This window comes from Actinobaculum suis, from assembly GCF_900102025.1.
Classification (GTDB): Bacteria; Actinomycetota; Actinomycetes; order Actinomycetales; family Actinomycetaceae; genus Actinobaculum; species Actinobaculum suis.
Genome location: NZ_FNAU01000017.1, coordinates 1 through 21,053 on the forward strand (window position 1 = coordinate 1; position 21,053 = coordinate 21,053).

A 21,053-nucleotide genomic window follows, 5' to 3' on the forward strand; every position below is an offset into this window, starting at 1 on the left:
AGAATTTCTTCATGATTACCAGTCTTCCTGCCCAACAGGGGCTGTCACGGAAGACACGCTCAAATCGCATGGTCTATTTAATCCAGCCCAGGCCAGTGCCAGTGTTATCCGGCTTTGGTTGCTCCGCGTATGGTGGGTTTGCGCCGGCGCAATCCGGTGACACTCGGCGAGGCATTTTTGAATACACCGGGACTTAACCTGCAGTTGCGCAAGGAATTCTTCAAACGCGTCCCCTCACCAATCGCACCTCCGGCATACTACTTGGCCCAGCAGCCGCAGAAAATCGGTAGATTCCAAAGAATCCCCTGGTAAGGCGGTGCTGGTAGAACTTGGCCAGGCGCAGAGGCCGGGCCTGGTTGCACTCATATCCGAGCGGAGAAATGCGGGCCGAGGTGTTTTGCCTCGGCCCGCATCGGCGTCGTAGACGTACGCAACTTACGCGGAAGAAAGTACGCATAAAATTCGGCATTATGTGCGCCGAAGCTGCCGCTTTAATCTCGCAACCAGTCAAGCATGCGGTAAAGCAACTGGGTGGCACCGGGCATAAAGCCCGAGCCGTGGTGATAACTGGCATCCATCGTGGAAACAACTATCTCCGCCGGGAAAGTACCGGCGTCGTAGTAGAGCAGCGCATTCGCGTGGCCCGGAATTGCGCGGTAATCATGCCCCCACGGGTCAATGCCCGGCGGCGTGGCAGCCGGTTGCGCGGCACCTGGTTCCGTGGCAGTTAGTGGCGCGGTGGCTCCTGCCGCGAGGGCGTCAGGTTGCGCACCCGCAGCAGACTCCGCGGCCGGGACCGGTTCGAGGATTACCAGGGGAGTAGCGGTAGCCGGGGGATCCAAAACGGCGTGGTAGTGCCAGTGCACGGATTCTTCGCTCAAATACTGCCAGAGCGGATGGTCTTTATTGACGGAAATCCGGCCGAGGTTTTCCCCGGTGCGCCAGGCCCAAAAGTTCGTACCCCGCATCACTTCATTAGTTCCCGGCAACCACTCACCAACCTGGGAAGAGCCATCCACATAAAGCTTGCGGCCAGCACCGTCCAGGAAACGCACCAGCTTTGCGGCATTACGGGAAATAACTGCGCGGTGGCACCGCGCGGCGAGGAACACTGAATCAAACTCGGTAAAATCGCCCGCATACTCCGGCCAGTAAACTGCTTCCACATTGCGGGCCCGCACTGCTGGGTCTGCCACCGTGGCAAGGTGGAAGAAAGAACCTGTATGAACGTACGCAATCTTCTTCATTAGTTCCTCCCCAGCAGATAGTTTTCGATATTCGTACGCAATTTATAGGTCGAGGGCCCCATCTCGGTGAAAGAATCCAAATCATTACCCGCGTGGACCACTACCTCGCCGGCCCCGAGCCGGTAAGCAATATCCACAGGCAGGCGGTAAGGCCCGATTCCCGTAATTATCACTGCCTGCTCGGGAAGGTCGCCCAGATAAGCATGCCCATAAAAACCAGCGACGCCGATTTTTTCCAATTCCGCAAAAGAATGTTTGCCGGGCACTCCGGTACGATAAAGTAATTCCTGCCGGCGCACGCCTTCCCAAATCGGATGCGCTTCTACCTCGCTGAGCCACACATCGGCAGCCCCATGAAAATCAAGTTTCCGAATCTGCGGCAACTCATCCACGTAGACCCGCCGCGGATGTCCATTTAGTAGCAACCGGCCGCCCCCGCGCACCCACGCGCTGAGCAGTTGCCGTTGCTTGGTCAATTCAATTTGATCGCAGGCCCCGCTAATGCTGATCCCCGAAACCTGTGAAAGATCGGTATTTGCTAGTTCGTAAATATCGATGTACTTAACCGCAGTTTCGGTTTCCCGCGCTGGGCCTTGTGTTTGTGTTTGCGCCTGTGGCGCGCCGAGCGTGGTTGGCTTACCCGGTAGAACCTTGAGCATTGTAGCCACAAGTATCACCCCTTTTTTTATTGGTTTTGTAGTGCAGTGCGAGCCCTTATGATTGCGCGCCCTTGGCAACGGCGTCGTAATTCGCACTCTCGCCATTAATATCGACCCGGAGAACCTGGGCGATATCCGCGTCGGTAAGTTCGTAGTTGTAAATCCACGAAGTGTTCTCCCGCATTAGCTGCGGCAAATCCACCTGGTATTCACCCGGGTAGGCCAAAGCGGCCACCCAATTCCAGTACAGCGGAGATTCCGCGCACGGCACTTGCCACCGGTAAACCCCGAGCGGAGCCCGGTAGACGCGCTTATTCTTCACCGCCGAAACTGCGGCCAGCCGCGGATCCTTATACAGATCTTCCGGGGTGGCAGCGTCAAATGCCGAAAGGAAAATAATCTCCGGATCCCAAGCAAGTACCTGTTCAGGGGAGACGACGCCGTCTTCCGTCAACGATGAACGGGCCATGTTTTCCACTCCGGCCAGGTTGAATACATGTTCCGCATAATTTGTTTCCGTGCTTACGGAAATCTTTTCCGCGCTATAGCTCATCTGCAGGCCGCGGACGCGAGGCTTACCCAGGGCCGCCACCTTTTCCGAAACTTCCTTTTGCGAATCGTGCATGTAGGAGATCAACTTGTTGGCCCGGTCTTCCTTGGCCAGGATTTGCCCGAAAATCTTGATCCAGGTTTCCAGGTCTTCCTGGGTGCCGTATTCCAGGCCAATAACTGGCAGGCCGGCCTTATCAAGTGGCTCAATAATGTCAGCTGAGCGATCACCCCACTGAATAAATACATCCGGCTCCAAACTCAAAATGGTTTCCATATTGGGAGTGAACTGACGGTCAGAAACCACCGGGGTCTCAACGGAAGCGGGGAAAATCTTGGAGATAATTCCTTCTTTATTAGCCTTGAGGAGGGAGTCATTGATTCCCACGATCTTGTCCCAAGAACCATCGACGGCGGCGATAATGGTCGGTGCCGGAATAACCGCGGAAGCAATTTTATCCACGGGCGCCTCAACCGTAATCTGCTCACCGCGCTGATCGGTAACCGTTACCGTGGTTTTTCCGTTCGGAGCAGTGGCAGTTGCGGTGGAATCAGCCGCCGCGCTAGAACTATCCGCCGCTGGCTGCGATCCTCCACATCCCGTAAGGAAGAGGGCGAGTGCGGCCACCCCGGCCGCTATTTTTGTGCGAGTGCGGGTTTTTGTGCGGGTGCTTTGCATATGTATTGTCCTTTCGGTTGGTTGTGAATTACTTGTTTGTGGAAATTTGGGATTCGGGCGCGGTGTAGTCCGGAAGGACCACGCGCTGCGTGCCCTGCGCGAACTGCACGGTCGAAACCTGTACCGGGGTGCGATACAGGGTAGATAGCCGGGCATTATCGAGCACTTCTTCCGTCTTTCCGATCAGAATCTCGGCATCCATCACCATGGTCCGGCCCGCAATAAGGAAGGCATGGGAGGGATCATGAGTGGTGAAAAGGCAAGCAATGCCGTCATCACGCAGGCTTTGAATAATTTCCAACACTCGGCGCTGATTGCGCAGATCGAGGGCGGAAGTAGGTTCATCCAAGAGCAACGTCGTCGGCTCTGCTACTAAAGCTCTGGCAATGAGCACCAACTGGCGCTGCCCGCCAGAAAGATAGGAATAATCGCGGGCCCCAAGTTCGGCCATCCCCACTCTTTCCAGGGCGGCCCAAGCAGCCTCGATATCTTCTTCCTGGGGAGTGGACCACGGGCGCAGGTTCCGCGCGCGCCCCATAAGCACCATGTCACGCACCGAAAAATGGTGCGAGGCCGCTTGCGATTGCGGTACGAAACCCACCGGCCCGTCTGTTTGAACATGCCCTTCCCGCGGTACGCGAATACCCGAAAGGCAGGAAAGCAGCGTGGTTTTCCCCCGCGCATTCGGCCCTAAAATAGCCAAACAATCACCGTTTTCCACGGAAAAAGAAACCTCGCGGAAAAGGAAATCATCACCCTGGTAGGCGTGCCCCAGATCTGTAGCTTTAAGCAATGGACTGTCCCTTCCGTGCTCTTTGCACCAGCAGGCCGATGAAAACTGGTGCCCCAATAGTGGCAGTGAGAATGCCGATCGGAATTTCTACGGTGGTAACGCAGCGCGCGATCGTATCGATCACCAACAGGTAGAAGCTGCCCGCTAGGAAAGATTCGGGGAGCACCACTCGGTTATCGTGGCCCACAAGTAAACGCACCAAATGCGGAATTACCAGACCTACCCAGCCGATCACCCCGGAAACCGAAACTGCGGCGGCGGTTAGCAAAGACACCGCGAAGATTAACGTCCACCGCAACAGGCCCGGGTTGAGGCCCAAAGCACGCGCTTCTTCATCCCCCAAACTCAAAATGTTTATGCGCCAACGCAACGCGAAAACTACGAGGCAACCCGCCAAGACGGGCAGCAAGACCACCGTCACTTTCTGCCAGGTTGCGGCAGCAAAAGAACCCATGAGCCAGAAATTGATCGAGGGTAGTTTTTCGTACGGATCAGCCACGTAAGTCATGAGGGAAACCATGGCGTTAAAGAACGCGGAAACCACGATGCCGGCCAGCACGATCGTCAAAGTGGGCGAACTGGTGCGGATTTTGCCAATGGAAAGCACAATGCACACCGCTAGCAAGCCGAAAAGGAAAGAGCTCCCCATCAAGAGCAGGCTGGAAGTGCCAAGCAAAATCGCGAGCACCCCACCAAAGGCAGAAGCCGAGGAAACTCCCACAATGTCCGGGGAAACCAAAGGGTTGCGGAACAAACTCTGCAGCACCGCACCGGAAATTGCTAGCGCCCCGCCGATCAGCATCGTCAAAATGACGCGTGGCAGGCGAATCTGTAACACCGCGGTGAGATGGGCCGGGCTTACAGATATGTGGTCGGTATTGATTCCCACTAGCGGCGCCGCGGATTTCCACAAAATCCGTACTACTTCCGCGGGAGAAATCGCCAGCTGGCCCATCCCAATAGCCACGATTGCGGCGCCAAGCAAGAGTAGCGCGGTGGCGGCGATCGTTATCCGGTGCCGGCGCTGAAAACCAGCCAGTACTTGATCTGCGGCGCGGCGCGGTTTGCGGACGGGTTTGCCGGGTTTGCGCCGGGCGTCGGCAGCGAGGCTGGTGCCGGCGGCGAGGCTGGTGCCGGCGGCGAGGCTGGTGCCGGATTTGCGCCGGACGTGCCGTTTATTCACATAAATCCTTCCCAAGGTTTTGTGCTCCGCGCCGCAGGTGTGCTATCTGGGCAACGGAGTGACCGTGCTTCCAAACTGGATTCGCCGGCCACAGGTACGGCCTTTCACTTGGAGGTAAAACGTTCGCAAATTGGCCGGGTCACGGTTAGGTGACCCTTACCCCCAAAGTGGTAAGGCATCCCTAACCGTATAGCCCGAAAGTCCCAGGAGCAATAGTGTGTCGCTATCTAGACAGAGGTGGAATGTTGAAAACTCAACGGCGGGGCTGGGTTCCGTAGCGCAAAATCCAAAATGCAATCTAAGAAATCACCGGGAAAGGGGACGTGTGGGTGCTTCTTGCGCGCGCGTGGCGAGGCCTACAATGGAAGGCGAAGAGGCGTGAAGGGGCGGGCGGCCGACCTTCACAAGACACGAATGCTCAGGAAGGAAGAGCAACGAAAATGCGGAATTTTCAGGTAAATCTACGTAACGAGGATGGAGCTTGGACGGCCCAGGGCTATCACCTGCCCGAACTACAAGCACAGGGTTCTACTCTCACCGAGGTACGGCAAAACATTGAAAAAGCGCTCCCGGAAGTCGCAAAGATTGAGCCGGGAGAGGGCTGGCACGTGATTTATCAGATGGCGAAAGACTGAACATAGATTCGGGACTTCGGTCCTAAGCTCTGGCGTGGTGTGGGCCGGCGCGGAATCACTCCCGTAATTTATGGCGACGCCGGCGCGGGTGGGGCGGCAATGTGGCCGCCCCACCCGCGCGGTTTGCTAACGAAGTAGGGGAAGTAGGGAAAGGAAAAGAAAGGAGAGGCATGGAGGGTAATCGCCGCGGATCGCGAGAGGACGCTGTGCGCTCATTGCCCGGCGTGATTTGGGCTTTATGTCTCATTATCCTGGCCAAGCAGTTTCGCGAAAACCCGGAATACGCCAGCACTTCGCCGCTGATTTTCTGGTTACTCGTGGCGGGCATGGGGCTGGCGCTATTGGGCGGTGGCATCGCCCTCTATTTGAGTGAATACGACGTGCGGGAAGTTGTGGTGCTCGCCATTTTCGCCTTGCTCACATTTGTCCTGCTCTGGTTGGCCAATACGGAAACCATGCGCCTGGTGGTAATCGTTATGGCAGTGGTCTACACCAGTTTCTATTCCGCGCTCGCACGCAGTTAGTTCAAGCTGGGCGGCCGACGCCGGCTCACAACCCATCCGTTCCGCTCTCGCGCGTAGCTAGCAATCGTAGTTGGTGCCGGCAGTTTGCTCCTGTAGCGGGCACGCGCAGAAGGTTCTCGCGGCCAGCCACCAAAATTCATGCCGAGCCGCACGCGGCGGTAGCGGCGCTGGCTATAGCGCCCCACAAAACCATTTCTGTGCAAGGCGGTAGGCTGGACTCGTGAAGAAATTATTAGCAGCAGCCGCCCTCACTTGCGCGGCGATTTTCATGACGGGATGTTCTGGTACTCCGCAGGAATCCCCGGCCACTCCGAGCCCCACGGCTGTCCAGGATGAGTGCGCGCCCGGTAGTGACGCCAGCGATACCGTTCCGGGTTGCTAAGCTCGCGCAACTTACCCGGGCCAGGCAAACCGGGCCAGGCAAACCGGGCCAGGCCGCTAGTTACCCAACGTCCTGTTGCCCAACGTCCTGGAAGCAAGAGCGTTCACGTGAAAGAATGTAGGCATGACGTACACCCTCGTACTGCTCCGCCACGGCGAGAGCGAATGGAACTCGAAGAATCTGTTTACGGGTTGGGTTGATGTTCCCCTGTCTGAAAAGGGACGGGCGGAAGCGAAGCACGGCGGCGAACTGCTCAAGGAAAATAACATTTTGCCGGACGTTGTGTTCACCTCGCTTCTGCGTCGCGCGATTACGACGGCGAATATCGCGCTGGATGCCGCAGATCGGCATTGGATCCCGGTACACCGCGATTGGCGGCTCAATGAACGCCACTACGGTGCTTTGCAGGGCTTGAACAAGAAGGAAATTCGTGATGAATACGGCGAGGACCAGTTCATGGCCTGGCGCCGTTCCTACGATGTTCCGCCGCCCAACATTGAACTCGGCTCTACTTGGTCTCAAGATGAGGATCCGCGCTATGCCGGCCAACCGGTACCGCGGGCCGAATGCTTGAAGGACGTTATTGAGCGCATGCTTCCCTACTGGGAATCGGAAATTGTGCCCACCATCAAGACTGGCCAGACGGTTCTCATCGCCGCGCACGGTAATTCCCTGCGGGGCATCGTCAAGCACCTTGATGAAATTTCGGATGAAGCGATCTCCGGTCTGAATATTCCTACCGGGATTCCGCTGGTTTACGAATTGGATGAGGAAACGCTCAAGCCCGTCAAGAAGGGCGGCACGTACCTCGATCCAGAAGCACAAAAGAAGATCGACGAAGTTGCCAACCAAGGCAAGTAGGGTTGCCAACCAAGGCAAGTAGGGTTGCCAACCAAGGCAAGTAGGGTTGCCAACCAAGGCAAAACAAATTAGTTCTTGCTAAAAAGCCCCGGAGTAGCCGCAACACACAAGCGGCTTACCCCGGGGCAATTATTATGTAGCGATCTTCCGCGCGGCCGAGCTTTCGGGCCGGCTAGCTTTCGCGCGGCCGAGCTTTCGGGCCGGCTAGCTTTCGCGCGGGCTCGCTTCGCCAAGGCCTAGTTTTGCCTAGGCCCAGCTTTCGCGCGGCCTAGCCGAGCATTTCTTCTTCAGTGCTCGGGCGCGGTTCCACATCAACATGCAGGCCAGTAATCAAGAACCGCATATTCCGGGCCGCATTCACGCCCTGATCGCCGTAGCGTTCCAGGAAACGACCCAGAAGGATCACGTCCACCACGGTTTGCCGGGACAGATCGTTACTCTCATCCAGAACCAAATCGAAAGTCTGGCGGTGCAGTTCGTCGAGCTTGTCGTCGTCGGCCTCAAGCTGCTTCGCCAACTCGATATCTTGGGTTTCGATCATCTTGGCCACTCGCTGGCCTTGCTTCGCGGCGGCTTCACCCATTTTCACGATCAGATCGTAGGCATCGCCATCAACGGCAGTCTGCGGGAAGCGACCGCGGGCGATATAGGCCACGTGGCGTGCCAAATCACCCATGCGTTCCAAAATGGTAGCGATCCGCAAGGCGGTAACCACCGTACGCAAATCGGAGGCAACGGGCGCCTGCCGCGCCAGCAAGGAAATCGCCATTTCTTCGATTTGCCGCTCCAAATGATCGATATGCGAATCCGCATCAATCACGCTTTCAGCCAGGCCCAAATTGGCATCGCGGAGCGATTGTGCTGCCTGATCCATGGCTTTCGAGGCGCTACGGGCCATTAAGGTGAGAGTTTCTTCAAGCACCCTCATTTCATTGCGAAATTCTTCGCGCATACATGCTCCTTTATTTTCCTGAATGCAAATGCAGGCACGGCATAAGGCGCCGGGAGGCGCACTCGGCGTCTATAACACCAGCTTATGATGAACTGGAAAATACGGGCGGGTAAACGCGCGGTAAATCGCGGCTCGCGCTGCCTCACGCATTTCCCGCAATCCAAAATCCTCGCTACTCTGAGGATATGCACGGAATGCTTCCCGCGGCGAATCTCGACCTTGGAGTGCCGCCGCAGATGATGATGCTTTTACTTATCGCGGCTTTGCTCGGACTGGCCGTGGGAGTTACGGCCTCGCTTGCCTACATGCATTCTCAACGCACGTTCAAAGACGGCGCTAGTGCCCGTTCCGTGCAAGCCGAATCCGAGCTCAATGCGAGCAGAATCCTCGATACGATTCCCGAGTTTCATATTCTCGTGGGCCCGGCAGACGTCGTCGAACGTGCCTCTACGCAGGCGTACAGTTTCGGGATCGTAAAGAACGGGGCCCTGGACCGCCCGGAATTCAAACAGCTGGCCGCGGAGATTCGGAGCACCGGGGAGATAGTGCGGAAAAGCTTGCGTATCCGCCGTTCCGTGCTCAAAGACCAAAGCGATATTCGCCTCGCCTTGTACGGCGCGCCGCTTTCTAATGGGCGGGTGCTCATTCTGTTTGAAGACAATACGAAGAAAATCCGAGTGGAAGAAACCCGGCGCGATTTTGTGGCGAATGTTTCCCACGAACTAAAAACTCCCGTGGGTGCTATTTCCTTGCTTGCGGAAACGATCGCGAGTGCGGCAGACGACGCCGTAGCGGTACGCCATTTTGCGGGCCAGCTGAACCTAGAGGTGGAGCGGCTGCGCGGGCTGGTTATGGACATGATTGAGCTTTCGCGGGTACAGGATAAAGACGCGCTTTCGGTACCCGAACTCGTGGAAGTGGATGCGGTAATAGCGGAGTCTGTGGCCCGCATGAAAGTGGAAGCCGCTGAACGTGACGTGAAAATAGTCACGGGAGGAACGCCGGGGTTGCGAGTGTATGGGGACCGAAAAATGTTGGCCACCGCGATTCGTAACCTTTTGGATAACGCGGTGCGTTACACCCGCCCGCACGGCCGGGTTTCCGTGGCTACCAGCCTGGAGGAAAACCAAGTGCGAATAGCGGTGATCGACCAAGGGGAAGGTATCCCGCCAGAACTGCATGAACGTATCTTTGAACGCTTCTACCGTGGGGATCACGCGCGGGACCGGAACTCCGGCGGGTCCGGGATCGGCTTGGCCATCGTCAAACACGTGGTGCAAGACCACGGTGGCCATATCCGGTTGTGGAGCAAAAAGGGGCAAGGATCTACTTTCACGATCGTGCTACCCGAGCCGTATATTCCGGATTCGACCGGCCCAGCTACGGCCCCTGCTACGGCGGTTGCCGCAGCTCCGAGCACGGCCGCCGCTACCGGGCCTGGTCCGAACGCTGCGGCCCCTGCCTCAGTCACAGCTACGGCTGGCCCGGCTCCCGCGCAACTTCCGCAAAGTCGCGCGGGAGCTCCGGAGCGTGCCGCGCAACTTCCCGCGGGAAGCAGAGATAAAACCGCAAATAAAATCGCGCCGCTGGCGGGCAGTACCACTAAAACTGGCGCCACTGAGGCGAAGGAAACTTCCCGTATCAGCAACAAGTAATAGACCGGCGGCGAAAAAGCGCCGCACTACCCGCGCTAGCGAGTAGAGAAAACGAAGGGATAGATACTAGATGACACGGATTCTCGTGGTTGACGACGAACCTGCGTACCGCGATACGTTGGCGTTCAATTTGGAACGTGAAGGCTACGAGGTGGAGACGGCGTCGAATGGTAATGCGGCGATGGAGAGCGTGCGGGCCCGCACCCCGGATCTGATTCTTTTGGACCTCATGCTGCCCGGCCTTTCCGGGGAAGAGATTGCCCGCCGAGTGCGCCAAGAATCTAATGTGCCGATCATAATGCTCACCGCCAAGGATTCGGAGATCGATAAAGTGGTGGGTCTGGAAGTCGGCGCCGATGATTACGTGACTAAGCCCTATTCGTATCGGGAACTCCTGGCCCGCGTGCGGGCGGTATTGCGCCGCGTGGAAGGTGGCGGGCCGCTGGAAGAAGAGGAAGAAGTACTGCGGGTGGGCCGGGTAGAAATGGACACCGAAAAGCATGAAGTGCGGGTGGCGGGCGAAGAAATTCAGATGCCCCTGCGCGAATTCGAATTACTGGAGCTGTTTATTCGCAACCCGGACCGAGTGCTCACGCGGTCGCAGATTTTGGACCGGATTTGGGGCGTGGACTACATGGGGGATTCAAAGACCCTGGACGTACACGTGAAGCGTATTCGTTCCAAGATCGAAGAAGAGCCGCGGAACCCGAAAATGTTGGTGACCGTGCGCGGTCTGGGCTACAAGCTGGTGTCTACGGATTAGCCCGGTTAGCCCGGTTAGCCCGGTTAGCCCGGTTAGCCAGGTTAGCCCGGTTGGCCAGGTTGGCCCGGGAACCGCTTGGGGTACGCGTGGGGCGCGCTAATCGCAGCAGTTGGCGCAGGGTGCGCTAACCACAGCGGTGAGCGCGGGGGAGAAGTGCTGCCGTTGGCGCGGTAGGTGCGCGCGGGGTACTCTAACCGCGGTAGGTGAGTGCGAGCCATAACCGCGGCAGATAATCGCGGAGAGTGGAAAAGAAGGACTCGCGCGTAATATAGCCCAGATGGTAGAATGGCACCTTGTATAGCGCGAGTTTAGTCGCGGTGGGCAAGCTTGGAAGGGTAGTTGCTCGATGCCGTTTAAGGTTGGCGAAACCGTTATTTATCCTCATCATGGAGCCGCCGAAATTATTGATATTTCGGACAAGGTGATTAGGGGTGAGAAGCGGCGCTACCTCACCTTGAATGTGACCCAGAGCGACATGGTTATTCAGGTTCCCGAAGCCTCCCTGGAAGAGGTCGGGGTGCGCGATGTTTCCAATGAAGAACAGTTGCAGAAGGTTTTCGATGTGCTTCGCGCCGTCGATATTGAGGAACCTTCTAATTGGAGCAGGCGTTACAAGGCGAACTCGGAGAAGCTTTCTTCCGGTGACGTAATGAAGGTGGCGGAGGTAGTGCGTGATTTGACGCGCCGCGATCGCGATCGGCATCTTTCTGCCGGAGAAAAGCGCATGTTGCAACAAGCTCGCGGAATTCTCGGTTCGGAAGTAGCTTTGGCCCGGGAACTTTCCGAAGAAGATACGGACGCCTTACTAGACGAAATCTTAGAAGAAGGTGCCCAGGCCGCCGCCAAAGCCGCGGCGGAAAAGAAAGCTAAGAAGAAGTCGAAGACCGCCAAGAAGTAACTACTTTGGTTTGGCCGGCCCCGGTAACTTTTGTGCTGTTACCCGGGCCGGCCAAAATTATGCTCGGCCGCAGCTCGATTATGCCCTGCCGCAGCTCGATTATGCCCGGCCCAGCGCCGGAGTTTCCTCGCGATCCACGCGCAAGAAGAGCAAAAGCCCGGCAAATAATACGATCGCGATGCCAAGCACGCCGAAGTGTGCGGCGTCGGCCCGGGAAACCCCGGTGAGGGCAGCACCGGCAGCGATAGAAACCCCGTACAACAGCGGGGAAAGGAAAGAGATCGCCCGCCCGGTAGTGGCATACAAGCCAAACATTTCCCCGCTCAGTTCCGGAGGAGTAATCCGCGCCAGATAGGTACGCGAGGAACTTTGTACCGGGCCCACGAAAATACAGAGCAGCAACCCACATACCCAGAAAGCGGGTTTACCGGCACCGCGCAATAAGAACACGCCTAAACCAGCCACCAACATGAGCGAAAGCGAAGCAATAATCAGCCGGCGCGAACCGATACGGTCGTCGAGCCGCCCAAAAATAATCGTAGCCACCCCGGCCACCAAGTTCGCGGCGATCCCGAAAACCATCACCTCCCCGGCAGAAAAACCGTAAGCAGCGGCCGCTAAAGTCCCACCGAAACTAAAAACGCCAGCCAAACCATCCCGGTACACCGCGGAAGAAATAAGGAACCACACTACAGAACGGTTCGTGCGCCACAAGGTAATAATTTGCCGCACAATTTGGCGGTAGGCACCAATAATTCCCAGCCGGGCAACGTCTTGCGGTTCCGTATCGGCAGAAGTGAGCATCAAAGGCGCCGAAAATACCAGCGTCCACACCGCACAAGCCAACATGCACACGCGAATATCGAGACTTTCGTGGGAAGTAACGCCAAACCAACCCACATCCGGGCCAATGAAACCCACGTACAAAAGCAACAGCAATACGATGCCGCCCACATAACCCATACCCCAACCGAAACCGGAAACTCTCCCCACGTTCCCCGGCTCCGAAATGTCGGTAACCATGGCGTTATACACCACCGAACCGATTTCGAACACAATATTGCCGATGGCTAGGAGCAATACGCCTAGCCACACTAGGGAAGGGCCCGGTTTTACCCAAAACATGCCGATCATGCAGACCACCGTGGCCAAAGTGGTAATCGTCAAAAGCGTGTTCTTCTTGCCCGTACGGTCTGCCCACTGCCCAATAGCCGGAGCCAGTAAAGCCACAATCACGCCGGCGGCAGAAAGCCCCCAGGCTACGTGCGTATTAGCGTCTTCCCCGAAAAGCCTGGCAGTGGTGAGATACGGGGTGAAAACAAAAGTAGTCACTACCGAGTTAAAAGCGGCAGATCCCCAATCCCAGAGCGACCATGCCATAACTTTGCGTGTAATAAAGCCGCCGCGGCGCTTGCGGGGCGCAGTTCCGGTAGCTTCAAGTTCTTCGGCCATACGCACCAGAATAAACGTTCGGCATGGATTTCGGGTTGCCAAACAGTAAACGGGACAATATCGCACGCAACACGATATCTGAGCGGTTTAGGTGCCGGGCGCCGAATACGACTAAGCTGAAGAGGTGAGCTTAGAGATATACGACTCGTTGTACAGGACCAACCGGAAGTTCGAGCCGCTCCACGCGGGGCAGGTTGGAATCTATCTGTGTGGGGCCACGGTACAAGGCTCCCCACATATTGGGCACATGCGTGCCTCCGTAGCTTTCGACGTGCTGGTGCGCTGGTTGCGCCGCCTCGGCTATAAGGTAACGCTGGTCCGTAATGTCACGGATATTGACGATAAAATTTTGGCGAAGTCTGCCGCGCATGGCGAACCCTGGTGGGCTTGGGGCTACCACTACGAACGCGAATTTACGCAGGCCTATGAAGCGCTCGGAGTATTGCCACCTACATATGAACCGCGCGCTACCGGCCACATTCCGCAGATGCTGCAGCTAGTGCAAGACATTCTCGATAACGGGCATGCCTACCTGGGTGAAAACGGGAACGTCTATTTTGACGTAAAATCCTTGCCTGATTACGGTTCGCTAACCCGGCAAAAGCTTTCCCACATGGTGGCAGACGAAGGTGAAGCGGAACCCGATAAGCGCAATCCGCACGATTTCGCGCTGTGGAAGGGGAGCAAACCGGGCGAGCCGGAAACCGCTTCCTGGGATGCGCCGTGGGGGCGCGGCCGGCCCGGTTGGCACTTAGAGTGCAGCGCGATGGCCACCCACTATTTGGGTAACGAATTCGATATTCACGCCGGCGGGATCGACCTGCGTTTCCCGCACCACGAAAACGAACAGGCCCAGGCCCACGCAGCCGGCCGGCCCTTCGCCCGCCTGTGGATGCATAATGCGTGGGTTACCGTGAAGGGCGAAAAGATGGGCAAGTCCTTAGGGAACGCCCTCGAAGTGAAAAATATTTTGCGGGAGGTACCGGCAGTGGTACTTCGCTTCGCCCTGGGTACCGTGCATTACCGTTCCACCGTCGAATATTCTCCGGAAACTTTGGCGGAAGCGGCGGCCGTGTGGGAGCGGCTGGCCGGTTTTGTGGAACGTTCCGTGGATGCGGTGGGCGAAGTAGATGCCGACGCCGTAGCTACCCTCCCGCTTTCTGAACTACCGGCAGCTTTCGTGGATTCCATGAACGATGATCTCAATGTGAGTGGCGCGCTCGCGGCTATCCATGAGGAAGTGCGGCACGGAAATAATGCGCTCGCGGAACGCGATGACCCGGTAATACGGCAAACCCAAACCAAGGTGCGGGCCATGTTGGATGTGCTCGGCCTGGATCCTTTGGCCGCGCCGTGGCGCGATCGGGCAGGTACCAACGCTTCCGGGGAGGCACTGAGCAAGATCGTGGAAAGTCTGCTTGCCCAGCGGGCCGAAGCCCGGGCAGAAAAGGATTGGGCGCGAGCCGATTCACTGCGCGATACTTTGACGGCAGCGGGTGTTATTGTGGAAGACTCTCCGGATGGGGCGCGCTGGCATCTGGAAACAGCCTAGGGTTAGCAGGCGCGAGCACAACTCCGGCACCGGAAACAGAACCAATCCACGTAAAACACGTAAAAGCAGTGAAGTGAGGACGTATGGCGGACGGACGTACGCGGCGCCCGCGGGGCAAGAAAGGCCCCACGAAGGGTAGCGGCGGTAAAGGTAAGCGTAGGTTACAGGGACGCGGCCCCACCCCGAAGGCGGAGGACCGCGTTTACCACAAGGCTTATAAGGCCAAGCGGGAAGCAGAAGAACGGGCCCAGCGGGAAGCGGCGCGAAAGGCCGCGCGGGTACCGAAATTGCGTAGCATCCTGCACTTACAGGAAGACCACGAACTAATTTGTGGCCGCAATTCTGTACTCGAAGCAGTGCGGGCCGGTATACCCTTAGCGCGAGTTTTCCTCGCCGCTTCCATGACGGGCGATAAGCGGCTCACGGAAGTAGCACAAAAAGCAACGGCTTTCGGCGCGCCCCTCATCGAGGTTTCGCGCACCGAACTCGACCGCATGGCGGGCAACGAAAACCACCAAGGGGTGGCCATCGAGGTGCCACCATATGCCTATGCGAATCTGGAAGATCTTGCGGATAAGGCGGATGACCGCGCTTCGGCCCGGGATGAAGCACCATTGTTCATCGCCCTCGATTCGATTACGGACCCGCACAATCTGGGCGCGATAATGCGCAGCGCGGCGGCTTTCGGAGCGGATGGGGTAATCATTCCGGAGCGGCGCGCGGCCGGCGTTACCGCCACCGTGTGGAAGGTGAGTGCCGGTGCGGCTGCTTTCATGCCGGTAGCGCGGGTCACCAACTTGGTGCAGGCACTTACCACGTTGAAGTCGCGCGGCTATTTCGTGGTGGGGCTCGACGGCGGGGGCGAAGTCTCCATTGAAAACTTGCATTTGGCGGATGCTCCGCTGGTTTTGGTCACCGGTTCGGAAGGCCGTGGCCTGGCCCGGCTAACGCGCGATACCTGCGATCAAATCGCGTCCATTCCGATCTCGGAACGCATGGAATCCCTCAACGCTTCGGTAGCTACTGGGATTGCCCTGTTCGAAGTGGAACGCGTGCGGCGGGCCCGCCGTGCAGAGGCTTAGTCTGAGCCCTGGCCGAGTTTGAGACTTAGCTTGAGTCTTGCTGGGCGGAGTTCGCAAAAAGGCATAGCCTGAGTTTTAGCTGGGCGGAGCTCGCAAAACAGTTGGCTAGGCTGGGTGGGTTTTGGCCGCTGAACGGCTACGCTATTACGTGTATGCAGATGCGGTGGCCGCGCTTGGCGCGTACCGCCGGCATTACCTCGCAAGCCCTTAACATTGGAGAGGCGGTAAGGCATGGAAAATGCGGAGAAGCGTTATCCTTGGCGGCCGGTTCGCGGAGAAATTCTGCGTAATGACCAATCGCTGACGAGCCCGGCAGATATCGAAAACTTCTTTGCTGAGCAAGGTGTAGTAGCTCGCGGGGAGCACGAAGGTGCCCTATTCCGGTTCGAGATCGCGGTTACCGGCCGGCGCCGACGCATCGCCACCATCGAAACCGGTGCGGACGGCACGGAGACCATTGTGCCGGGGCAACATCTCACGGATTTCCTGGAAGCAGCTTATGCCCAGCTTAGGAAAATCCGGGTGGAGGCCGACGCCGAAATCTATGGGGACACCATCGACCTAGGCGAAGTACCAATCACCGAAGACGATCTCAAATACGCCGATCCCACTGCCTTAGTAGCGGAGGGCATAGCTGTGGGAGAAAGTGCGCCCGCGGAAAGGATGCTCGCAGAAGACGTGACCGCGAGGGAGAGCGCGCTCGCGGAGGATAGCGTGCCCGCTGGGGACAGTGCGCTCGCGGGGGACAGTGCGCCCGCCGGGGGAAACCCGCCTGCTGCAACGAAGATACCGGCGGCGGCGTCGGCCCCGGTACCGTTGGAAAATACGGCGCCGGGTTCGGAACCGGGTGAGGCTTTGTTAGCTTCCGGTGAAGGGAAAATCCCGACGCTAAATTATGGCCCCATGCTGGTACTTTCGGATGTGTCTTTCGCGCGGGTGCCGGGAGTGGCCGCTAATATTGGCGAGCCGGTCGCGGTGTTGAAGGCTGCCGATGGGGCGAATGCGATGATTGCCAATGTGCCAATTTCGCGGGATGCCCGGATTGGGGGCCGGCCCGGTTTTGTGCTTATTTTGTCTGTGGATCCGAGCGGGCAGCGCAACCCGGTCCTAGTGATTCGGCAAGAATCGGGGATTGCTTCCTGGAAGTGGATCGACACTCTTTCCGATATGCGGCACACGGAAGCTTCCGCGGTGGCGTCACAATTTTCGCGACAAGAACTGGGTTCGGGGGCGCGTGTACAAAGAATTTTGCGTGATTTTCCGAGCGTTGCCACCGGTGATCTGATCGATGCGCTAAACGCGCCCGCCCGCGAAGGGGTCGAAAAGTTTGTGGCCGCGTTGGGGTTGCCGGAAGAAATCACGCAGGCCCTGGCCGGGGAACTCGATCCGAGCGAAGTGCCGGGAGCAACTGTTTTCCAACCGGAAGGTTTTGGGAAACGTTTCCAGGCGAGCATGGCCTACGAGGTTTCCGGGGAGGGCAGCCGGCCCGGGTTCTGGAAACTTTACCGCAAGATCTACTTGCAACACCCGCGGCTCATGATCGGGGCCGCGCTGGGGCAAGTCGGCGCCGGGGTGGTACTCACCGCGCTAGGGGCGCGCCGCTGGGAAGAAAAGCGCGGCAAAGTGATGGCCATAACCGGTACCGGGATTATCCTCAGCACGAGTTTCCGCATGATAACCGCCCAGTGGATTCGCAATGCCTTGGAAAGCACCGGACTGGCAGAAAAACTACGGCAAGAACAAGAACGTTTGCGCCAAGCCCGGGAAGCAGAAGCAGAATAACGCAAGGAGAAGCATGATGGCCTGGAATATTTTCGGTATCCCCGAACCATGGAAAGACGCTGGCGCGGTAAACGCAGGCGCGGCAAACGCTGGCGCGGCGGAGACAAACGCTGGCGCGCAGGGTAGCGGCGCGCAGAATAGTGCCGCGCAAGGTAATGGCGCGCAAGACGGCGCGGGAGTAGATGCTGGGGCCGGCCAGTTATTTGATGCGAACTGGGTACCAGAACCGGTGGACGCCGATGTTGAGGCTTTCTGGACGCGGGCGATTACGCGCGCCAAGCTCAATCCTTTGGAAGTGCTTACCGGGGCGGAAGATCTCACCACTTTGCGCCCGCCCGCCTTCGCTTTTGGTGGTACTGAGGAAATGGCTGATGAGCTTGCCCAATTGGTGGTCGATGGTAAAAAGACGGTCACCAGTTCCTTGCGGGAGACCTATACCGCCGAAGGAGAAGAGTTACCGCAGGCCGGAGAGCTTGCGATCGTGACCGATGGCCGGGGAGTTCCGCGGGCACTAATTGCCATCACCAAAGTGGAAGTCATTCCTTTCCGCGAGGTAGACGCCGAAATCGCGCACAGCGAAGGGGAAGGCGATCTGAGCTTGGAGTACTGGCAGCGCGTGCACGCCGAGTTCTTCGCGGCCGAAGCCGCCGAAGTTGGTATTGAGTTCGATCCGGAAACGTGCCACGTCGTCGTCGAACACTTCACCACGCTGTACACGGACGCCACCGATAAACTCACCTCAGCAAACTAGCGCACGCGGCAAAGCCCCCGAACCCGGCAAAGCCACGCGGCCGGTAAAACCGCGCGGCCGGCAAAGCCCCCGAACCCGGCAAAGCCACGCGGCCGGTAAAACCGCGCGGCCGGCAAAGCCACGCGGCCGGTAAAACCGCGCGGCCGGCAAAGCCGCGCGGCCGATAAAACCGCGGGGCTGGGCATGCTACTTATTGCGGATCCGTTCCTGGGCTTCTGCGGTGGCCGCTTCGGTGTCTATGCATTCCGGGAGCGAGGTGAGGGTGGGATCCGGGTATTCCTGGGCCACTTGCTCGGCGGTGCGAATACCGTCGTAGTTATCGCCAAGCACCACGGTAAGGGATTCTCCGCTCATATCGTTCGAAAAAACGATCGTGGAATCGGGGATGTAGCGCGCTACCGTGTAAGCGCCAGGCAGACCTTCCGGGCCGGAAATGATTTGCGCGGTGCCTTCCACCGTGTCGTTCCAATTACCGGTATTAGAAACGTTCATGCCTTCGGCGGTGAAGGACTTCGCAGCGCTACTGGCCAGGCCGCCCCGGTTAGTCGAGTTGTAGACCAGCAGGTTGATGGTCGCCGGATCGACGGCGGTAGCTCCCGCCGGCGCGCACGGAACCACCGGTGGGGGTGGGGCCGCGGGCCGCGAAAACGGCTTGTTGATCGGCGAAGGTAACACTCCCACCCAAATCAGCAGAGAAAAGGCGAGGAGCACCAATAAGATCCCACCGAGCGTGCCAAACACGATGGTTTGCCGCTGCTGCGTCTTTTTCCGATAGGCGCGGCGCGCCTCTACAATTCCCTGACTCACGCTCTCAACGGTAATTTATTTTGCCGGCGAATGGGGAATTGACGCGGCCCGCGGGCAAACCACATCGCGCGCCCCGCAAAACACTGAAAGACACTTGGCGAACAATGCGAATTACCTCGCATTCGCTCGCCGCTAAAACTGCCGGGTGTAATATCGCGGAGGCGCTTTGGCCAATCACTCACACAAACAAGGAGTAAAGCGTGGCAAAGATCTGGAAATTGCACGGGGATGGCGTACATATTGCCCCGGGAGATGTGGTTCAGCCTAATGAACGGCTAGCATGGCCGGCCACGATAGGAATCGGAATACAGCACGTGGTTGCAATGTTTGGGGCCACGTTCCTAGTTCCATTGCTTACGGGTTTCAATCCTTCGACGACATTGTTCTTCACCGGGATTGGAACCCTTCTTTTTATCCTCATTACCGCCGGAAAATTGCCCAGTTACCTGGGCTCTTCTTTTGCCCTCATTGCGCCAATTAGCGCGGTAACGGGATACGTGCAGGGCGGGACGATGGACGCACATGGGCAAGCTCTCGCGCAGGGCGGGATCGTGCTCACGGGCGCCTGCCTGCTCCTGGTGGGGGCCATTGTTATGGTTTGTGGTTCGAGCTGGATCGATAAACTCATGCCGCCGATCGTGACGGGCGCGATCGTGGCGCTCATTGGTTTCAACCTGGCGCCTTCTGCCTGGAACTACGTGAAGCAAGCGCCGGTTACAGCGGTGGTGACGATTGTGGCGATCTTGTTGGTCACGGTGTTGTTCAAGGGGCTGATTGGGCGGCTGTCGATCCTTATCGGCGTGCTTATTGGTTACTTGTGCGCGGTGGTGCGCGGGGAAGTGGATTTCTCCCCGATCGCGGATGCGGGCTGGGTAGGTTTGCCGCATTTCCACGCCCCGGCTTTCGATTTCAGCACGGCTGGCCTGTTCGTGCCGGTGGTGCTCGTGTTGATCGCGGAAAACGTGGGGCACGTAAAATCGGTTTCCGCGATGACTGGCCACAACCTTGACGGTTTGACGGGCCGGGCCCTGTTCGCCGATGGTCTTTCTACCATGTTGGCCGGTACCGGCGGTGGTTCGGGTACGACGACGTACGCCGAGAATATTGGGGTTATGGCCGCAACGCGCGTCTATTCGACGGCGGCCTATGTAGTTGCGGCGGTTACGGCACTCGCGCTTTCTATGTTCCCGAAGTTCGGCGTCATTATTGCGACCATTCCGGCGGGTGTGCTGGGCGGTGCGGCCACGATTCTGTACGGCATGATCGGCATGTTGGGCGTGCGTATTTGGGTGCAAAACCGCGTGGATTTCTCCGACCCGGTAAACCTGAACACGGCGGCTATCTCCATGATCGTGGCAATTGCTAATTACACCTGGGTGATTGGGGATATGACCTTCTCCGGGATTGCGCTCGGCTCTTTTGGTGCGATCATTATTTACCATTGCATGCGTTGGATTTCCCGTTGGCGTGGCACTTCCTTGGAACCTGCCACCCCAGCTTCGGCCCCGGCCGGCGCGGAAGTGGAAGGCGAGGAACTGCAACGTTCCTGGGAGGAAGACCAAACTGGCGAAAAGGCCAAGCGTATCGGCCACCGCCGCCAAGCCGAACCGGAAACCGCGGCAGGTAGCGGCCAGTCCGCGAATGCGGAAGCAAGTACGGACGAACCGGAAACCGGCCCGGCCGAAGCTCTCGCTAGCAAGTAGCGTGCCAGGCACAGCGGCAAGCAAAATAATTGGCGCGGCTGAAGATTCGGCTAGTAAATAACTAGCCGAGCACAGCAGCAAGACGAATACATTAGCTGGCAGGGCAATCCTGGCAGGGCAATCTCGGTAACAGTGCGTATGATT

The 21,053-nt window shown here is 58.0% G+C and carries 20 protein-coding genes; 12 read left to right on the forward strand and 8 right to left on the reverse strand.

From position 1 onward, the window contains the following. Nucleotides 1-491: 491 nt before the first annotated feature. From BLT47_RS08070 to BLT47_RS08090, 5 genes are read right to left on the reverse strand one after another with little or no spacing between them, the layout of a single operon-like run. Nucleotides 492-1,247 (reverse strand): hypothetical protein, encoded by a 756-nt coding sequence (locus BLT47_RS08070; RefSeq protein ID WP_049619671.1) that lies wholly within the window; start codon nucleotides 1,245-1,247, stop codon nucleotides 492-494. Next, a complete protein-coding gene (locus BLT47_RS08075) occupies nucleotides 1,247-1,906 on the reverse strand; it encodes a hypothetical protein (RefSeq protein ID WP_083330172.1) in 660 nt (219 codons plus the stop codon). Before BLT47_RS08075 ends, BLT47_RS08070 begins: the two co-directional genes overlap by 1 nt. 55 nt (nucleotides 1,907-1,961) lie before the next feature. Continuing rightward, a complete protein-coding gene (locus tag BLT47_RS08080) occupies nucleotides 1,962-3,134 on the reverse strand; it encodes an ABC transporter substrate-binding protein (RefSeq protein WP_074663625.1) in 1,173 nt (390 codons plus the stop codon). 28 nt (nucleotides 3,135-3,162) lie between these two features. Next, the gene (locus tag BLT47_RS08085; RefSeq protein WP_074663629.1) at nucleotides 3,163-3,927 is read right to left on the reverse strand and encodes an ABC transporter ATP-binding protein; all 765 of its coding nucleotides are present in this window, start codon (nucleotides 3,925-3,927) and stop codon (nucleotides 3,163-3,165) included. Then, nucleotides 3,920-5,110, reverse strand: coding sequence for a FecCD family ABC transporter permease (locus BLT47_RS08090; RefSeq protein ID WP_083330174.1), 1,191 nt, complete (start codon nucleotides 5,108-5,110; stop codon nucleotides 3,920-3,922). Before BLT47_RS08090 ends, BLT47_RS08085 begins: the two co-directional genes overlap by 8 nt. Nucleotides 5,111-5,550: 440 nt before the next feature. Here BLT47_RS08090 and BLT47_RS08095 point away from each other — a divergent pair, with 440 nt between their 5' ends. The 4 genes from BLT47_RS08095 to BLT47_RS08105 all read left to right on the forward strand — a co-directional run bounded on the left by BLT47_RS08095 (nucleotide 5,551) and on the right by BLT47_RS08105 (nucleotide 7,512). Then, nucleotides 5,551-5,745 carry a hypothetical protein gene (locus tag BLT47_RS08095; RefSeq protein ID WP_049619667.1) on the forward strand — a complete coding sequence of 65 codons (195 nt, stop codon included), beginning with the start codon at nucleotides 5,551-5,553 and terminating at the stop codon, nucleotides 5,743-5,745. A gap of 170 nt (nucleotides 5,746-5,915) precedes the next feature. Continuing rightward, the gene (locus BLT47_RS08100; protein WP_049619666.1) at nucleotides 5,916-6,269 is read left to right on the forward strand and encodes a hypothetical protein; all 354 of its coding nucleotides are present in this window, start codon (nucleotides 5,916-5,918) and stop codon (nucleotides 6,267-6,269) included. A gap of 220 nt (nucleotides 6,270-6,489) precedes the next feature. Further along, the gene (locus BLT47_RS09370; protein ID WP_156181431.1) at nucleotides 6,490-6,651 is read left to right on the forward strand and encodes a hypothetical protein; all 162 of its coding nucleotides are present in this window, start codon (nucleotides 6,490-6,492) and stop codon (nucleotides 6,649-6,651) included. Nucleotides 6,652-6,774: 123 nt separating this feature from the next. Beyond that, a complete protein-coding gene (locus tag BLT47_RS08105) occupies nucleotides 6,775-7,512 on the forward strand; it encodes a phosphoglyceromutase (protein ID WP_074663634.1) in 738 nt (245 codons plus the stop codon). A 268-nt stretch (nucleotides 7,513-7,780) separates the two neighbouring features. On the opposite strand, the gene phoU is transcribed toward BLT47_RS08105, so the two are convergent. Next, nucleotides 7,781-8,464 carry a phosphate signaling complex protein PhoU gene (gene phoU, locus BLT47_RS08110; RefSeq protein ID WP_049619664.1) on the reverse strand — a complete coding sequence of 228 codons (684 nt, stop codon included), beginning with the start codon at nucleotides 8,462-8,464 and terminating at the stop codon, nucleotides 7,781-7,783. A 185-nt stretch (nucleotides 8,465-8,649) separates the two neighbouring features. On the opposite strand from phoU, the gene BLT47_RS08115 reads away from it, so the two are divergent. The 3 genes from BLT47_RS08115 to BLT47_RS08125 all read left to right on the forward strand — a co-directional run bounded on the left by BLT47_RS08115 (nucleotide 8,650) and on the right by BLT47_RS08125 (nucleotide 11,780). Continuing rightward, complete coding sequence (locus BLT47_RS08115) at nucleotides 8,650-10,119, forward strand: sensor histidine kinase (RefSeq protein WP_083330175.1); 1,470 nt, start codon at nucleotides 8,650-8,652, stop codon at nucleotides 10,117-10,119. Nucleotides 10,120-10,189: 70 nt separating this feature from the next. Further along, nucleotides 10,190-10,882, forward strand: a complete 693-nt coding sequence (locus BLT47_RS08120) for a response regulator transcription factor (protein WP_049619663.1) — start codon at nucleotides 10,190-10,192, stop codon at nucleotides 10,880-10,882. Between the two features lie 346 nt (nucleotides 10,883-11,228). Then, nucleotides 11,229-11,780: a CarD family transcriptional regulator gene (locus BLT47_RS08125; protein WP_049619661.1), complete on the forward strand. Its 552-nt coding sequence runs from the start codon at nucleotides 11,229-11,231 to the stop codon at nucleotides 11,778-11,780. 99 nt (nucleotides 11,781-11,879) lie between these two features. On the opposite strand, the gene BLT47_RS08130 is transcribed toward BLT47_RS08125, so the two are convergent. Further along, the gene (locus BLT47_RS08130; RefSeq protein WP_065414613.1) at nucleotides 11,880-13,232 is read right to left on the reverse strand and encodes an MFS transporter; all 1,353 of its coding nucleotides are present in this window, start codon (nucleotides 13,230-13,232) and stop codon (nucleotides 11,880-11,882) included. A gap of 124 nt (nucleotides 13,233-13,356) precedes the next feature. Here BLT47_RS08130 and cysS point away from each other — a divergent pair, with 124 nt between their 5' ends. The 4 genes from cysS (at nucleotide 13,357) to BLT47_RS08150 (ending at nucleotide 18,399) form a co-directional block, all read left to right on the forward strand. After that, a complete protein-coding gene (gene cysS, locus BLT47_RS08135; RefSeq protein ID WP_065414612.1) occupies nucleotides 13,357-14,784 on the forward strand; it encodes a cysteine--tRNA ligase in 1,428 nt (475 codons plus the stop codon). An 83-nt stretch (nucleotides 14,785-14,867) separates the two neighbouring features. Beyond that, the gene (gene rlmB / locus BLT47_RS08140) at nucleotides 14,868-15,866 is read left to right on the forward strand and encodes a 23S rRNA (guanosine(2251)-2'-O)-methyltransferase RlmB (protein ID WP_049619658.1); all 999 of its coding nucleotides are present in this window, start codon (nucleotides 14,868-14,870) and stop codon (nucleotides 15,864-15,866) included. Between the two features lie 231 nt (nucleotides 15,867-16,097). Continuing rightward, the gene (locus BLT47_RS08145; RefSeq protein ID WP_074663638.1) at nucleotides 16,098-17,648 is read left to right on the forward strand and encodes a hypothetical protein; all 1,551 of its coding nucleotides are present in this window, start codon (nucleotides 16,098-16,100) and stop codon (nucleotides 17,646-17,648) included. Nucleotides 17,649-17,661: 13 nt separating this feature from the next. Next, complete coding sequence (locus BLT47_RS08150) at nucleotides 17,662-18,399, forward strand: ASCH domain-containing protein (protein ID WP_218122564.1); 738 nt, start codon at nucleotides 17,662-17,664, stop codon at nucleotides 18,397-18,399. A gap of 186 nt (nucleotides 18,400-18,585) precedes the next feature. Here BLT47_RS08150 and BLT47_RS08160 read toward each other — a convergent pair whose 3' ends face one another. Continuing rightward, nucleotides 18,586-19,206 carry a LytR C-terminal domain-containing protein gene (locus tag BLT47_RS08160; protein ID WP_074663645.1) on the reverse strand — a complete coding sequence of 207 codons (621 nt, stop codon included), beginning with the start codon at nucleotides 19,204-19,206 and terminating at the stop codon, nucleotides 18,586-18,588. 200 nt (nucleotides 19,207-19,406) lie between these two features. Here BLT47_RS08160 and BLT47_RS08165 point away from each other — a divergent pair, with 200 nt between their 5' ends. Further along, nucleotides 19,407-20,909 carry a uracil-xanthine permease family protein gene (locus tag BLT47_RS08165; protein WP_074663649.1) on the forward strand — a complete coding sequence of 501 codons (1,503 nt, stop codon included), beginning with the start codon at nucleotides 19,407-19,409 and terminating at the stop codon, nucleotides 20,907-20,909. Nucleotides 20,910-21,053: the final 144 nt, after the last annotated feature.

What these genes read in the sequence shown, in the direction of transcription:
- BLT47_RS08145 (WP_074663638.1), top strand. Translation starts at nt 16,098, where the DNA reads ATGGAAAATGCGGAGAAGCGTTATCCTTGGCGGCCGGTTCGCGGAGAA.
- BLT47_RS08115 (WP_083330175.1), top strand. Translation starts at nt 8,650, where the DNA reads ATGCACGGAATGCTTCCCGCGGCGAATCTCGACCTTGGAGTGCCGCCG.
- BLT47_RS08095 (WP_049619667.1), top strand. Translation starts at nt 5,551, where the DNA reads ATGCGGAATTTTCAGGTAAATCTACGTAACGAGGATGGAGCTTGGACG.
- BLT47_RS08080 (WP_074663625.1), bottom strand. Translation starts at nt 3,134, where the DNA reads ATGCAAAGCACCCGCACAAAAACCCGCACTCGCACAAAAATAGCGGCC.
- BLT47_RS08105 (WP_074663634.1), top strand. Translation starts at nt 6,775, where the DNA reads ATGACGTACACCCTCGTACTGCTCCGCCACGGCGAGAGCGAATGGAAC.
- rlmB (WP_049619658.1), top strand. Translation starts at nt 14,868, where the DNA reads ATGGCGGACGGACGTACGCGGCGCCCGCGGGGCAAGAAAGGCCCCACG.
- BLT47_RS08125 (WP_049619661.1), top strand. Translation starts at nt 11,229, where the DNA reads ATGCCGTTTAAGGTTGGCGAAACCGTTATTTATCCTCATCATGGAGCC.
- BLT47_RS08100 (WP_049619666.1), top strand. Translation starts at nt 5,916, where the DNA reads ATGGAGGGTAATCGCCGCGGATCGCGAGAGGACGCTGTGCGCTCATTG.
- BLT47_RS08130 (WP_065414613.1), bottom strand. Translation starts at nt 13,232, where the DNA reads ATGGCCGAAGAACTTGAAGCTACCGGAACTGCGCCCCGCAAGCGCCGC.
- BLT47_RS08075 (WP_083330172.1), bottom strand. Translation starts at nt 1,906, where the DNA reads ATGCTCAAGGTTCTACCGGGTAAGCCAACCACGCTCGGCGCGCCACAG.
- BLT47_RS08150 (WP_218122564.1), top strand. Translation starts at nt 17,662, where the DNA reads ATGATGGCCTGGAATATTTTCGGTATCCCCGAACCATGGAAAGACGCT.
- phoU (WP_049619664.1), bottom strand. Translation starts at nt 8,464, where the DNA reads ATGCGCGAAGAATTTCGCAATGAAATGAGGGTGCTTGAAGAAACTCTC.
- BLT47_RS08070 (WP_049619671.1), bottom strand. Translation starts at nt 1,247, where the DNA reads ATGAAGAAGATTGCGTACGTTCATACAGGTTCTTTCTTCCACCTTGCC.
- BLT47_RS08120 (WP_049619663.1), top strand. Translation starts at nt 10,190, where the DNA reads ATGACACGGATTCTCGTGGTTGACGACGAACCTGCGTACCGCGATACG.